This window comes from Orbaceae bacterium lpD01, assembly GCA_036251705.1.
GTDB classification, from domain to species: Bacteria; Pseudomonadota; Gammaproteobacteria; order Enterobacterales; family Orbaceae; genus Utexia; species Utexia brackfieldae.
Map to the genome: position 1 here is coordinate 2120360 of CP133959.1, position 14224 is coordinate 2134583.

Here is a 14224-nt window from a genome sequence, read left to right on the forward strand (position 1 = left end):
ATTTTTTGTTTTAAAGAAATTCATTCTCTGACATTAGCTCGCTTGCTTCGGCTGCTAAGTCGCACGCTGCTTCTATAGCACTGAGTGCTATTTCATGATTAAATCCGAACCCTTCACAATCCCCACTGCATATCAACATTGTTGTGATCGACTTAACTTGCGTAATCTTTTTTTGTATCTCGTCGTAATGTTTGATTTGCGATAAATTATTATTATATTTCATTGTTCAATTCCTTGTGGTTTTGATCAACTTAGCCAAAAATCTCCGGCTGATATTGTCAGTAAACTTTACCGACAATTTGATGCTAACAAATCAAAATAGTCACAATAACTGCACTAAAGAGCAGAATTGATCACGATTTATACTCATTTTGGGGTTATTTTGATCTGCCGATTCATGTTAATTTAAGGAGTTAAATCAATGCGCTATACAGAAAAAAGGCTTTATATTCCGCCCAGAGATAAGCATATAGAAGTGAAAGCTAAGCCAGCTATAGGACATGATTGTTGCCATGATGATCAGGTTAAGAATGGCTTTATCTTGGGGTTTGCACGGTATAAAAAGGCGATGATGGATTTATCGAAATATTGAATGAAAGCCTTGATTAATATTAATTTATATTGATTTATATTACTAATTAATTTATTGATCAAAGATCTGAAATATGATTAAATAAATTGAAGAAAATATGCATACAATAAAAAAACAATAAGCTCAAAGTTAACTCTTTTGAGCTTTTCTTATCTTAAAAAGGATTTGGGGATATGGAAAAAACTACTAGTAAAAGTGCAAAACTTCAATTTAAAGGTTATTATTCGCAAATTTTTGGGGCTATAGTTTCTTGCTTTAGAAAAGCAAAACTCATGCCGCTTGAAGATTTACAATGTGAAAATCCAACCTTTACACAAATTGCACAGGATTTAAAGAAATTCTATAGAACTATGGAAATTCTTAATACTAGTTTTCTTGAGGAAGATGACAAAATTTCACAGAATGAGTTAGGTTGTATCAAAAAATATACCGAACTACTTGAAAGATTAGGTTCGGCAATTGATAATGAAGATATCGAAGAAATGACAGAAGTGGTTGCAATTTTAGCAGAAGAACCATATATATAGAGCATATTAACAGAATTACCGTAACATGAGGGCTTACTACCATGAAAAAATTAACAGATGATCAAGTTAAGGCTATATTACAAGAAATGGCTGAATGCAGTGAAAGAATCAGCGAATCTTGCGCAAAAATCGGAACATCTCGCCAGCTTTATAAAAAAGCTGCTTAATAATTAATTCTCTAACAAAAGCCCGCGAAATGCGGGTTTTTTATTGCCATCTAATTAAAGGGCATAAAGCCCTTTATTGGAAAAATAATAATTTTTGGAGTTGTTAATCTTCATCTGGAAATAACTCAGGATGTAGTTTGATATATTCCTCTTCAAGCATTGGCGTGCCTCCGAAATCAATAATAGATACGCCATCCCACACAACATAATTAATAATATTTCCCCGCTCGTCTAAAATATAGTAATTCATTAACTAAATTCCTCTATTATAATAATTCCAGACAGCCCCGGCGAACCGTTTGAATTGCGTCCCGAGTTGGCATCAGCACGAGATATGGCGAAAACCGCACCCGCACCCCCTCTTCCGAACGTGGGGGTGTAAAAAGAAAACCCACCATCCCCCAAGCCTGCACGTAACCCCGCTTCGCCAGTAACGTTGAGACTTCCTCCTGTTGCAGTTCCACCTGCGCCGGGGCTAAGGTCGTTATTCCATGCACCGCCACCGCCGCCGTTAGCGGTTAGAATTGTGCCAAATTTTGAAGCTCCCCCACTTACACCCGAACCGCTACCGTAGCTCCCACCCGTTCCACCTGCACCGACTGTACACGCAGTACCTGTGATATCGATATCTTCGATATTAAAAATAGACATACTGTAACCACCGCCACCCCCGCCGTTACCTGACATGTACGATTTTACAGTACTAAAACCACCACCTCCGCCTCCGCCGCCGACGACATGTACTTTGATTGTTTTTACATTGGCTGATGGAACATAAGTCCCGGATGAATTGAATACTTCTATATTAATTAAACTACCTGCTGCTGATTTAACAAACTTATTAATATTTTCGGTTGTAATTGTCTCTGACCAAGTCAATTTATCATCAACATATCGGCCGTTATATAACGCTGATTCTTCACCTGCTTCAACAACATCATAGACAGTCACACCGTTATTAGTTTTTACGTTAACAAAAAGCAAGCCAGAGCTGCCCTCTGGCGCTCCCTCGGTCGGCTCTTCTGAGTCTGCACCGATAGCATAATAATAGCCATTTTCAGGAGATTGATTGAATGAAGTGATCGGTTTCAAAGTCAAACCGCCTAAGCCGTAATCACCGGGTGATAACAGATTCTTATTTTTAACTGTGATATTGCCCGAGAAGTTGATGTCTTGTTTAACCTCTCCCTTTGATATGCTCACCGCCCCGATATCGCCAGCTGTTAGTGTTACGATGCCGTTTTTCCCGTTAACGCTTATCACTCGCCCTTCACCGATCGCCTCATTAACAAGGCGATAGATTTCTGATAATGTTTTCATCGGATTGCCGAAACGGTCTGTTGTGTTGGACTCCTGAGAGTTAATAACTTCATCTAAAATGATTGTGTTATCATTTAAATCTTTTAAATCATTGGAGGGCAAGGGATTGTTTGTATTTTGTCTTTGCGCCATTTTTTCACCTTATTTTTGATAATAAAAAAGACGCTATCGGCGTCTTTAATCTAATGTGTTAACTAATTATCGATTGTCATACTGATACATGCGCTCATCATAGTTAATGAGCTTGATTTGATAATTACCGTCCTTGTACTGCTTTTCAGATAAAATAAAGTCTACCGCTTCCCCTGTTTTTGTTTCGGTTATAATGAAAATAGACCCCATTTGAGACTTAATATAATCAGCTGTATAAACATCATTAAAGTTAGCGGTGAATGACACTGAATCATGCCCTAAAACATCAAGCCATTCGCTCGGGTATCCGGCTCTATCTGTAATACTTACTCGATATTTTTTACTTGGATCTAGTTCTAACTGTTGATTTATAAAAAATCGATTCCGTTCAAAGCTGGTGATTTCACCGTTAACAACGGCACTATCCCATGTATCGCACCAACGAACTAAATCACCTTTGTTAACAAAAGATGCATCGCACAACGCCTCATCTTCAACCGTCACCCGTTGATAAAGTAGCTTCCTGACTTCAAGTTGTGCTCTGTTCATTGCTTGAGTGTAATTTCGACACCCAGTTAGCTGAATTTTATATGGTTGCCTTGATTCTCCGATTGCGATCACGTTCTTCACTGAATCTATTTTTAAACGAACAAAGGCTTTTTTATCAGTTCCACCTTTGTTGTCATGCGATGAATTCACGTACTCTAACTCGATGCCGTCGTAGCTGGTAGGTAGGTTACATTTATACTGAATCGTTCCTCCTTCACTGGTATTCGCTAAATTTGAGCTGTTAAACAGTGCAACAGGCCGTGTTTTTTTCTCATCACGTACGAATCGCCATTTTTGGCCATCTTTATATGTAAAAACTCTTGCTGCGTTACAAATTGCTTGGATACGCTCCCCCAAAGATACATCCGCATCATCAAAAGAGAAATCAAAGTACCCCAATCGCGGGTCTTTTTTCTTAATAGCTTGATCTATGCTATATAATGCTTGTAAATCAAGGTCATTAGGATCACGGCCAGCTATCACCGCGTACGAGTGCAACACAGCATCTGCAAAAGAGCGCGACGGGGTTAATGATTCAATTAATTCACAAGCTTCCAAATTATACGATATTGTTTTTCTCATCACCTCGGCATTAATTTTCAATTCTTTCAAACTGGTCGCTTGAGAAGTTGCTTTAGTTCTGACGTAGATTAATGTGTCATTCACTTTTACGTTACTCTCATACGAAACAGAGTAAATGTTCTCAATTTTGACTTGGTCAGTTAAATCGGTTTTACCGTCGTTCGTTCGGCCAGCGATAATCGCATACTTACTTTGACCGCGTTTCGGTTTAATTTTGATGGTCACATTTTGCGGTTCATAAGTATTCATTGAAACGCTATATGTATAAACGTCCCGCGTATTGATAACTTCATTACCAAGTTCATCAATCTGCCAATATGCAAAAGACAGAGAAACAGCCCCTTGCAATCCCCTTTGAAAAACTAAATCAACCCAGATTTCGGTACCTTCTTCAGGTAAGATAAAAGCATCAGTGTACCCGCCTTTATTTCTTGTTACGATGATTTCATCATTTAAATACTCAATATCACTAACATTGCCGACTTTATCATCAAACCCGGTAAAAATAACGCTAGAGACGATTAACATCGGCTGGTCATTTTCGTTCGCTTTAACTGATTGAAGATTGCCGTTGTAATTTGCAAAAGTTTTGATTGTTGTGATTTCTCCGTCAAGAATATACGTAACTCTTGAAGTAACACTAAACGTTAATCCGGCTGGCAACATTAAACCTTGTAAATACCCCGTGTCCGCACCTTGCGGCAGAACAATAGTTGCTATCCCATTATTAATCGCAATCGATTCATAATTTTCATAATGAACACTTTGAGCCGCTTCATTACTTAAGTTCGGTGGGGTTAGTTCTTGTCCGTTTACTTCGTCGCTGGCATATTGATACATGACCTGAGGAATAATATCGCCGGGGTTATATATTTGATAATCAGTACCAGTAATTTTATCTAGTAGCGTCTCTGAATATTTAGGCTTTGAGACTACGTATTCACCAATACCAACACACATTAGGTGATCAATATACTTAACGTTGTTAATATATTCTGAGCCGGATGGCTTAACCAAGTCAGGATAAACACGCACAAGGCCAAAAATATCAGGTTTGGCTTGATAAGCACGTGCAATATTCGTTTGCCCGGTTAATTTATTGTTTGAGCTATCCTTTTGCTCGCCGCTACTGTTTGGAATTTTCGGTTTAGGTGTTAAAGCATAGGCAACAACGGCAGCGACCACGGCGACAACTAACCCCACTAGCAGTTCAACACCTTGTTGTCTTCTAATAATGACGACATTATCATCATGACTTACGCGGATATTCAGATCATCTTTTAACGGGTTAACTTTAACCCCGTTGATAACAATATCATGTACTTTTGCATTAAGCCCGGCGGGGAAATATAACTCAATATTTTGCTGAAGTGTTTTATCCGTATCAAAAACAAATCGCTTTGACTCAAAAAGTCCCTTGGGGTCATTCTGATAAATTAACATATTTGAAGAACTCCAAATTTTGATAACATTTCGAGATTGCATCAAGGCGGTTATATTGAACCTGTCCGCCTTGATGACTACCGTTCGCATGAATTACATGACGATCAACACAGACACCGACATGGGACGGCTCGCCGTTGAGGTACCCCACAAAAACGCAGTGATTTACTGGCTCATCTATCTGTATCCATTTGCCGCTATTTATCTGTCCTTGCGTTCCTCGCTGTATATCTGTTTGATAATTTTGATAGCCGACCACGTCGGGAAGTAACACATCAAGCACATGCTTGTAATACATAATAACCAGCCCCCAGCAGTCCATAGCATCCCAACTACAAGCCCGGTCAACCCACTTAATCCCAATCGTTTTACTAATAAACTCATCAATACTCATACTCTTGCAAGCCCCTTGTATTCTTCTATTGTGTAAATTGTGGAAATGTTTAGTGACATAGGGTTGTAATCTGTGGCTTTTATTTGAACAGTGGTTTTACTCAATCGAATGCCGTCAGGCGCAACATATAAAGTCCAGCTTTTGGTTGGCGTATTCATATCTAATTCTGTGAATTCCATTAGGCGCATTGTGATGCTTTCATTCCACCCAAAAGCTGAGATGATTTGGGTGTATTGCTTAAATATGTCGCCGATATGAATTCGGGGGAATTGCAGGGTCGCGGTTGGTATTAGGTCAGCCTCTTGATTGGGCTTTTCAAGTTTGCCCGCAGCGGGGATATACTCCTCTCCGTTAAATATCATTGACGTGTATTGGTTTAGAACAAGTCGGATAGGTTCGGCAAATCTAGAGTGTTCAAAAACAATAACATCGAACTGTTCGCTGGGGTCTTTTGTGTTCCAAAATTCCCTCTGTTTATCTGATATAGGCACCGTTAAACCTCCGCTAGTTGTTCGTTAATAATTATGTCTAGAAAACGTATAGCGTCATCGTCCATGTATTCGGGGAACTGGTACGACCCATCAGGCCAGTAGTCAGGGGCTTTGTAGCTTGGGATTAATAGCTGCGCGGTATACTGCCAGTGCAAAGTGTTCGGTCTTGTTGTATCTAGCAGCGAGTCAGGAAGAAACCGACAGCGTAAAGTCTGCATTCCCCACTCGGTCATCAGTGGAATATCGAATGGCTCAAGCCCTTTTTTTAATTGACTATTAAACCAACCAAGGAAAATAGCTGCTTTATGACGAGGGAATCTGAAAGTTACTGACCTTATTGCTGGTGGGTCGATCGCTGTTTTTTTTACATATACAGCGCCGCTTCTGGCGTCGGTCGCTGTAAAACTTGCCTGCTGTTGTCTTGAATAAGAGCTGAGCAGTACAGTTTCTAAATTAAGCGGGTAGTCATTCATTTACACCTCAATTTTTAGTCAATAAAAAACCCGCCGAAGCGGGTTGAGTTTTAAATTTGGGCAACAAAAACCCGCACTAGGCGGGCTTTTTTTAAATGGCTTATGAGGCAGAATTTATTGACTTTTCATCTATGCTTATTTTTACATTGCCTTTGCATTCAACTACAAACCTGAGATTTTCTTTAGTCCCAATATTGATAGGATCAATATTTGAATCTATTACATATCCACACCTCCCAGCATCAACCACAGCCTTAGCCGCCAAAAATCTGAGAGAGTTAACTTTTGGAAAATTATTGCCAAGTAGCTGGCTTAAATCTTTAAAATCATCAGGCTTATACTGATTTGATGTGACAAATGTATCAATAAGTCTAATATAGGGGTCTTTTAACTCTTGCCCTTTATCTAATATTGAAGTCTCAACCCATCCACTATATCCTTTGGTTTTATACTCCCCTAAAGCTTCAACATAAGAATATTGTTCAAAAGTGCATTTTTCTATAACGGGGATTTCATAGCTAATAGTTCGATATTGAGTTTCTCCATAAATATCGGACATATGTTGATCAATGATTTTTTCAAATATTTCATTATTTTTATTATATAAAAAATGACCACTTCCCATAATGTTATATATTTTACCTGTCATTGTTGCCCCTTCACATTCTGCTGTTACATTTGATTTGTTCTTATTACATCCGAATAAAAACAAACCCAGAAAACAAACTAATAATAATCTTTTCATGCTATCACCTGGTAAAATAAAGTAGTAGCATGATACTCATTTTAATATAAAAATTAAAGTCTTGGCTTGATATTTGTAGTGTCTTTGAGGGCGCTATAAACAGCACCACTTCTCTCTCGAATATCGCCAGCTATTGATTTCTTAGTTTGACTTACAATAATATCAATTCGTTTCTGTTCATCATCGACATTAACATCTGTTGATGATGAATCACCACCGATGATGTTAATACTCCAATTGATAGATGGCTCTTGCGAGGAAGTGCCTAAATCCTTATTACTGATAACCTTGCCAGACTCACCAGGAATCATGTATTGACGCCCGCCAGACATCAGTATTTCAGGTTTATTTCCTTCCCCCACCCGATACATCGAGGTTGCACCGACAGAGCCGCCATGCTCTCGACCGCCGCCGTAACTTAATGATGATATACTAGAAGCAATTTGCGCCCCTTGTGCAGCGGCTTGAGCAATAAATCCAAAATTAGTTGGCCAAGGTGCTGCCGAGGCATTAGATATCGCCATTTGCAGATTCAATGCTGCGTTCGCAATTGCAAAACCCTTGCTTATCGCAAACATAGCTTTATAAGCTGCTCCCTGTTCGCTTGAAAAAGTTTTAGTTATATCGGCTAGTCCACCAAATAAATCACTAGATGATGATAAAATTGCTTGAGTGCTGGCGAACCTAGCCGCAACCTCGTCATCTTCTAATTTTTTACGCTTCTTAGCGCCTTCCTCAATAACTGCGCTATAAGCATCTTGATATAGCTGCTCATTTGCAAGACCTGTGTCATACCATTTATTTAACTCATCAAGCTTGGCTTGCTGTTCAATTGCGATTTTTTGTGATTCAGATAAATTATTGTTTACTTGATCTTGCGCAAATGATTTACCAGATTTCGCAAGCTGCAGTTTTTCGTACTGCTGAGTTAATGCAACTATTTGCGCTATTTCACTAGCATTTCCCCCGGATGACTTAGAATCTTGTAACGCTTTAAGCGCCTTCGCGTCCTCAATTGCCCCCTTAACCTCCAATCTTGCAACAGCTATACTGTCCTTAAGTTCTTTTATTTTGGATGAAGCAGTATTTGTTTTAACCGCGCCAGATTTGTTTACATCATAAAGTTGAGATAAAGCTTCTATCAATGGATGAACTTGCTCAGGCACTCCTTCAATATTATCTTTGAACAACTGCCCAGTCTGAACCGCTTTAAATAACGCGGCTTGATATTCACTCGCCTCATCGCCAAGAGTTGAAAGCACCGCTTGATAAACATAAGCTTCTTTTGTTAACCCTTTTTGTTTTAACTCTGCAATTTCAGTTTCTTGCGCTAATCCGACAACCTTTTTAGTGATATTATCTATAGTCGGTTTGCCAAGTTGATTATTTAACTCGCCTGTTGATTCAACTAATTTGTTGGTTGATGAAACCGCTTTATTGTTAAGCTCTTCAAGCGTTTTGGTTAATAGAACTTTATTTCCTTGTAACTTCTCCTGTTTGGCTAATTCACCTAAATATACCTCTTCTGCTTTTTGCAACCCTTCTTCAGATGTAAATCTGCTTCCACTGGCAAATCTACGCTGATAAGCTTCATAACCATCCTTAACGTTTTGAAGTAAAAAAGCTTGATTTTCAATCTGCTTATTAAGATCGGTCATTTCAACTTTTAATTTTGCGATTTCAGCTTTTTTCTGAATTTCAGTTAAACCATCAAATTTCGCTGTTAAGGCACCGATAGAATCACCAAGCTCCAGTGATTTCTGCCTAGCAGCATCAGCACTGGAAGCCCAAGACATTAAAGCACCAACGGCAATTAAAATAACGCCAGCAGGACCACCAAGCATATTCATCGCGCCTTTTAATACATTAGTACTCAAAGCTGTCGCTTTCATGGCCGCAGATAACCGAGCCTGAGCTGCCGTTTCTTTATCGACTAAGGCTGCTCTTTGTGCATCAATTACGTTTAACTGCTTAGTAATTCCGGCTAATTGAAGTTTTGATGTTGTAACAGCTTTTAAAGCCACTAATTCTTGTCTTCTAGCTGTTAATTCTCTACCTCTAATTTCTAAGGCTCCCAGCTCTTCTGTAGCAAGCTGTTTTGTTGTAGCAGCTTGCCTTATATCCGCTCTTACCTTATCAACGCTCTGTTTAGTTGCGGCAGCTAATGACGTAATATATTTACCAGCATAAATTGCAGCAAGAACACCGACTCCAGTTGCAAGAATATCTACATGTTCAGAGACTAAAACTAACGAATCAACTAGCAACTTAGTTGCCCCAGTCGTATTGTTCAGTTCACCAAGATACTGTTTTAGATTATTAGTAACACGCGTGATTCCATCATTTACCGTGTTACGCATATTATCCGCTAATGCGGCCGTATCTCCTTGAGCCTTGATCATTGCTTGAGAGAAATCTTGCATTGATAGCTTGCCATCAGCGGCTAGCTTTCTAACCTCTGCTTCAGTTAAATTTAATTGAGTTCCGAGCGTTTTTAGTACGCTTGGCATAGCATTAAATACAGCCATAGCATCATCACCAGCAAGCTTGCCCTTCATCTGCGCTCTGGTTAATCCGTTAATGGCGGATTGAGCAGACAATGCATTTGTCTTATTGATGGTCATCAAGTTAGAAAGCGTGTCAATGTAATCTAGCGTTTCCTTTGAGCTATACCCAAGCTCTTTCATTGAGTTTGATAAGCGGATGTATAACTCTGCTGATTCTTCGATAGTTCGGCCATTGCGGTTAGACGTTGCTAGAAGCTGATCCATGATGCTTTTAGTTTGCGCTGCCGTTGCACCAGTATTCCCGATTCTGTCCTCTAATTCGTTCCAGCTTTGCGCATAAGCAATAACAGTGCTTGATACTAACGCAGCACTAACAGCTTTCGCGATAGTAGTTAATTTACCCATAGAGTTGCCAGCACCTACGGCTGACTTATCTAGTTTATCCAGACCTTTTGACGCTTTCTCACCGTTATCGCTTAACTTGTTGAGTTCTTCTCTGACTTTGGTACTATTTTCAAGTAAGTTTTTCGTGTCGAGTGATACCTCGTATACAATGCTGCCGTCTGAGTATGTAGCCATTTTTATGAACCTTACTTTCGTTTATCTTTTTCTAGCCGCGCTTTACGTCGTTTTTCGTAAGCATCCATAACTTCGTCGTACTCCTCAGCCGTAAACCCGTCGTTATCCGGGTACTTCATCGCCATCATGTTGATGTATTCAGTCATTGTTAGCTTTTTGGCTTCAGCAAGGGATAGTGCGAGATGGATGCGGGCGTTGGTGATGTATTGATTGATATCAAATGATGATTTGTATTGTTTGCTGGCATTGCGTTGTGACACTCTTACTTTTGCGTGACCGCTTACGCCGTATTTCAATAAAACGGCCGCAATATTTATCAAAGTGTCGATAGGTAGTTTTAGCGATGATATATCGTCATCAGAGCAGCAGGAAATAACGCGCATAGCCGCTTCCCGCTGTGCTTTTACTGTTGACTTAATTCGTTTAATAACTTGCTTATTCATACTTCTACGAAACGATCGCCAAACTTGAGCATGAGAATCATCAATCAGGGTAGAATAGACTTTTATAACCTCATCACCGTCACCAATTTTTGATATGTTCTCAAATGACGGTACCAGCTTAAACGTCTTCAATTTTTCGCTAAAAAGACCTTTCACCTTTTGCTTAATGCAGATTTCGCCTATGTCTACCCTAACCATTATTTATTCCTCTGTATTGCCGCCGTTTCCACCGCCTGAGCCACCGGTCTCGCCTTCTACTAATTCAATTTGAACTGTGTCACCAGCTGCAACCTTGAACTCAGCCGAACAAGTGTAAAGGTCGTTAGTGCCACCGCTTGAGCTAAAGCTTGTGATAACCATATAAGCCGTGAGTAAACTGCCACCCTGATCGAAACGAACCCAAAAAGTAGGCTGCCGTCTTGCTGATAGTTCATCTAAAATATATTTAAATGTTTTATGAAACCCGGCCTCTTTGTCAGCGTCTTTTTTACGGACTTCGCCATCAAATGAGATAGTTAAATCCGCATTGGTAACAATGTTCTCTGTATATGCTCCGGTATCGTCAGCATCACTGGTAACTGTGTTTAAGCTTAAGTCGAGACCTTTCGATGTCCCAGCCATAAATCGGAGCCAGTCTTTTTCGGCGGGATTAGTATCAGGGCAGCCGCGCGCCACCTCCAAAACAACAGCACCACCAAATAGCTTTTCATTTGAAACTGCGCATTGCGCCATACTTTTCTCCTAATAAAAAAAGGCCGCAATTAAGAGGCCTATGAGGGTTTTCTTTATAATAAAAAACCGCTTTTCAGCGGCTTGTAATTGTTTATGTTCCGTGTTTTATTGCTAGTAGCAACCTGTAAACCAGCCTGTTATCTGTCAATGATGTTGGTGAGGGGATACCTCCGACAATCTGCACACTGCCAAGGGTTTCATCAAACTGATTTTTTTTAATGTACTCCGTGACTTTATCGACTAAATCATCAATTAGCTGTGCGTTATTATTCGGCGCTATAAAGTTAACCAGCACTAGATACTCATTTCCCAGTGATGCGCTAAGCGTTGACCCGCCGTTTGGGCTAAACACAACATAAATCTTATTGTTGCCGTCATCGTCCCAACGCAAATACTGAATCACCAAGCTATTAAGTAACCCTGATTTATCTAGATAATCACGTACAAGTTTGTACATTTTCAAAGCGCCATCTCCTTTTTAATAACTTGAATACGAAGATCAGCCGTATCATCAAACCCCTTTTTCAAAAACTCTTTTTCAGCTGTGGCGCGTCTAAAGTTCATTTTTATTTTAGGATCGTTAACGTAGGCCGCATAGCTGGCTGTATATCCGACCCTACCAGTAATTCGAGAGCCTTTGATAACCATCTCTCGAAATTGACTGTTGATTAATGTCGAGGTGTCAATCGGCGTATAAATAGAGGCTTGAGCGGCACCAATCAGCATGGAGGCTTGAATAGCTCTTGCTGCTTTGCGTCCTTGCACATCATCGATAATCTTATTCAACTGATTAACGCTTGCTCTTACCCCTTTAACCTTAATTCCCATATTAAACCGTCGTTATTAACGTATAATCATCTGCTATTTGCTCAAATACGTCAGCATCGCGAAGAACGTGCACGATTTCAGCCGCCCCAGCTTCTTGTGGATTTGTGACTGCGGATTCACCCAATAGAATATAATCACCCTTTTTGGCTTTATCGTATTCAGTCCAGAAGGTATCTTTTAATACAAACTCTCGACCAACACCTGATAATCCCTGTGTTAACTTTGCATCATTTCCGTAAGTGCACATGATGATTTCTGGTGGCATGAATATTTTTTTGCTGTACTCATCTTTGCCGCTATAACGCCAAATCGTCGCCTTCGCAGTGTAGGACCAATTAGCCAATGATGACATATTACCCCCTAAACACTTTAAACTGCCCCAAAGCGCCAGAGCTGATTGGTAGTGCGCTAGTGCATTCGTGCGTATCAAGCTTATTTATCAGTGAAAGTAAGTTATCCCGGCAGTCATCAAAGTATTTATATGACCTAGAAGCGCCTGAAGGGGCCGATTCAGATGAGACCTTTCGAATATCAGAGGATGAAAGCATTAACATAACAGCGTATAACTTAATTAGGTTTTGCGTCGCCTCATCATAACCAGCAGCATTCATGCAATCATCAATCTTGCTGACTATCGCGATCAAAGACACTAGAATAAAATCAGGTGCAACATAGCCCATTAATGCTAAGCTTTTTTTTACATCGTCAAGAGTCATGAATAACCTCAAAAAAAGGGGATTTCTCCCCTGTTTAATTAGCCTTGAGCGCTAACATCTTTACCGACTGTTACCAGAACGCCTGCGGTATCTTTGACACTGGTTGTAATTCTTTTCCAGTTCGCTGCCGCTAATAACTGGGCATCGGTTGGAGACTTGATTGTATTGCTTGACCATTGATAGCCTTTAACGCCGATCGTGAAATCATACTCACCTTGCATTAACGCTTTGAGATTTTCACGGCCTAATACATCCTGAGCTTTCATAATAAGCGGGGTTGTTTGAACTACCGCAGCACCAACGGTTAAGCCAAGCATATGCTGTTTGTTATCATCAGAAAGCGCAGGGATATCTGAAACAACAAAGCGACGGCCCAAGCCATCAGACATAATTGAAACATTGCCGATTTGGAATAATCGGTTAGCATTTTCTAATGTGCTATCAATTAAGTCATTGTAAGTTGCGCCATCCATCAGCCAAGTTTGAATTTTTGAATAAGCATCACCGAACGATTTAACACCTTGGTTTAATAGTCGTAAGCTTGGTTTAACGCCTTCAGCAGATAAAGACTCTGTGATTAGCGTTGACTCAGTTGAAATTGCCGTTTTTAGAATACCGCCAGCGGTATTTAAGTAATCTTGAATCATGGCCTCAGCAGCCTGAGCCGCAACAACAGCCGATGCCTCGCTTGTCTGCTTACCTAAACGTTTTAACATTGTCGGGGTTACACTAACAGGACCAATTCGCCCATCAATTTTGACCATGCGGTCTAAAATCTGGCTCAGCTCAATTGCGTTCACTGCTTTATCTGCATAAGCGTTTCGGCGCTGGGATAGTCCACCAATCAACTGCCACATGGTGCTCTCAATGTAGTCACCGATATGATCTTCACCGCCCATAATAAGCGCACCGCCTGATGCAGCATTAAACTTCTGTACTTCTTGAGCCACGAGTTCAGTTGCGGCGGTTGATACTTGTTGCTGAAAAATATATAAAGACATTAT

At 40.1% G+C, this 14224-nt stretch carries 19 protein-coding genes; 3 read left to right on the forward strand and 16 right to left on the reverse strand.

Going from position 1 to position 14224, the window contains the following annotated elements; all coding sequences use genetic code 11:
• Positions 1-10 precede the first annotated feature (10 nt).
• Positions 11-223, reverse strand: coding sequence for a hypothetical protein (locus tag RHO15_09535; protein WVD63695.1), 213 nt, complete (start codon positions 221-223; stop codon positions 11-13).
• A gap of 198 nt (positions 224-421) precedes the next feature.
• On the opposite strand from RHO15_09535, the gene RHO15_09540 reads away from it, so the two are divergent.
• From RHO15_09540 to RHO15_09550, 3 genes are all read left to right on the forward strand, one after another.
• A complete protein-coding gene (locus RHO15_09540; protein WVD63696.1) occupies positions 422-592 on the forward strand; it encodes a hypothetical protein in 171 nt (56 codons plus the stop codon).
• 173 nt (positions 593-765) lie between these two features.
• Positions 766-1119 (forward strand): hypothetical protein, encoded by a 354-nt coding sequence (locus RHO15_09545; protein WVD63697.1) that lies wholly within the window; start codon positions 766-768, stop codon positions 1117-1119.
• Between the two features lie 41 nt (positions 1120-1160).
• Complete coding sequence (locus RHO15_09550; protein ID WVD63698.1) at positions 1161-1286, forward strand: hypothetical protein; 126 nt, start codon at positions 1161-1163, stop codon at positions 1284-1286.
• A 103-nt stretch (positions 1287-1389) separates the two neighbouring features.
• On the opposite strand, the gene RHO15_09555 is transcribed toward RHO15_09550, so the two are convergent.
• The 15 genes from RHO15_09555 to RHO15_09625 all read right to left on the reverse strand — a co-directional run bounded on the left by RHO15_09555 (position 1390) and on the right by RHO15_09625 (position 14221).
• Positions 1390-1536: a hypothetical protein gene (locus RHO15_09555; GenBank protein ID WVD63699.1), complete on the reverse strand. Its 147-nt coding sequence runs from the start codon at positions 1534-1536 to the stop codon at positions 1390-1392.
• Positions 1536-2738, reverse strand: a complete 1203-nt coding sequence (locus tag RHO15_09560) for a hypothetical protein (GenBank protein ID WVD63700.1) — start codon at positions 2736-2738, stop codon at positions 1536-1538. The genes RHO15_09555 and RHO15_09560 overlap by 1 nt, the downstream gene beginning before the upstream one ends.
• Before the next feature lie 66 nt (positions 2739-2804).
• A complete protein-coding gene (locus RHO15_09565) occupies positions 2805-5312 on the reverse strand; it encodes a host specificity factor TipJ family phage tail protein (GenBank protein WVD63701.1) in 2508 nt (835 codons plus the stop codon).
• Complete coding sequence (locus RHO15_09570; GenBank protein WVD63702.1) at positions 5293-5706, reverse strand: NlpC/P60 family protein; 414 nt, start codon at positions 5704-5706, stop codon at positions 5293-5295. The genes RHO15_09565 and RHO15_09570 overlap by 20 nt, the downstream gene beginning before the upstream one ends.
• Positions 5703-6197, reverse strand: coding sequence for a hypothetical protein (locus RHO15_09575; GenBank protein WVD63703.1), 495 nt, complete (start codon positions 6195-6197; stop codon positions 5703-5705). Before RHO15_09575 ends, RHO15_09570 begins: the two co-directional genes overlap by 4 nt.
• 2 nt (positions 6198-6199) lie before the next feature.
• On the reverse strand, positions 6200-6670 hold the full coding sequence (locus RHO15_09580) for a hypothetical protein (protein ID WVD63704.1): 471 nt from the start codon (positions 6668-6670) through the stop codon (positions 6200-6202).
• 100 nt (positions 6671-6770) lie between these two features.
• Positions 6771-7415, reverse strand: coding sequence for a hypothetical protein (locus RHO15_09585; protein WVD63705.1), 645 nt, complete (start codon positions 7413-7415; stop codon positions 6771-6773).
• Between the two features lie 53 nt (positions 7416-7468).
• Complete coding sequence (locus tag RHO15_09590) at positions 7469-10501, reverse strand: tape measure protein (GenBank protein ID WVD63706.1); 3033 nt, start codon at positions 10499-10501, stop codon at positions 7469-7471.
• 11 nt (positions 10502-10512) lie between these two features.
• Positions 10513-11142 (reverse strand): DUF6246 family protein, encoded by a 630-nt coding sequence (locus RHO15_09595; protein WVD63707.1) that lies wholly within the window; start codon positions 11140-11142, stop codon positions 10513-10515.
• A gap of 3 nt (positions 11143-11145) precedes the next feature.
• Positions 11146-11676, reverse strand: coding sequence for a hypothetical protein (locus RHO15_09600; GenBank protein WVD63708.1), 531 nt, complete (start codon positions 11674-11676; stop codon positions 11146-11148).
• A gap of 91 nt (positions 11677-11767) precedes the next feature.
• Positions 11768-12133 carry a hypothetical protein gene (locus RHO15_09605; GenBank protein ID WVD63709.1) on the reverse strand — a complete coding sequence of 122 codons (366 nt, stop codon included), beginning with the start codon at positions 12131-12133 and terminating at the stop codon, positions 11768-11770.
• 2 nt (positions 12134-12135) lie between these two features.
• Positions 12136-12504 carry a hypothetical protein gene (locus tag RHO15_09610; protein WVD63710.1) on the reverse strand — a complete coding sequence of 123 codons (369 nt, stop codon included), beginning with the start codon at positions 12502-12504 and terminating at the stop codon, positions 12136-12138.
• A 1-nt stretch (position 12505) separates the two neighbouring features.
• Complete coding sequence (locus RHO15_09615) at positions 12506-12856, reverse strand: hypothetical protein (protein WVD63711.1); 351 nt, start codon at positions 12854-12856, stop codon at positions 12506-12508.
• 1 nt (position 12857) lies between these two features.
• Positions 12858-13220 (reverse strand): hypothetical protein, encoded by a 363-nt coding sequence (locus tag RHO15_09620; GenBank protein ID WVD63712.1) that lies wholly within the window; start codon positions 13218-13220, stop codon positions 12858-12860.
• A gap of 38 nt (positions 13221-13258) precedes the next feature.
• Positions 13259-14221, reverse strand: a complete 963-nt coding sequence (locus RHO15_09625) for a major capsid protein (GenBank protein ID WVD63713.1) — start codon at positions 14219-14221, stop codon at positions 13259-13261.
• Positions 14222-14224 lie beyond the last annotated feature (3 nt).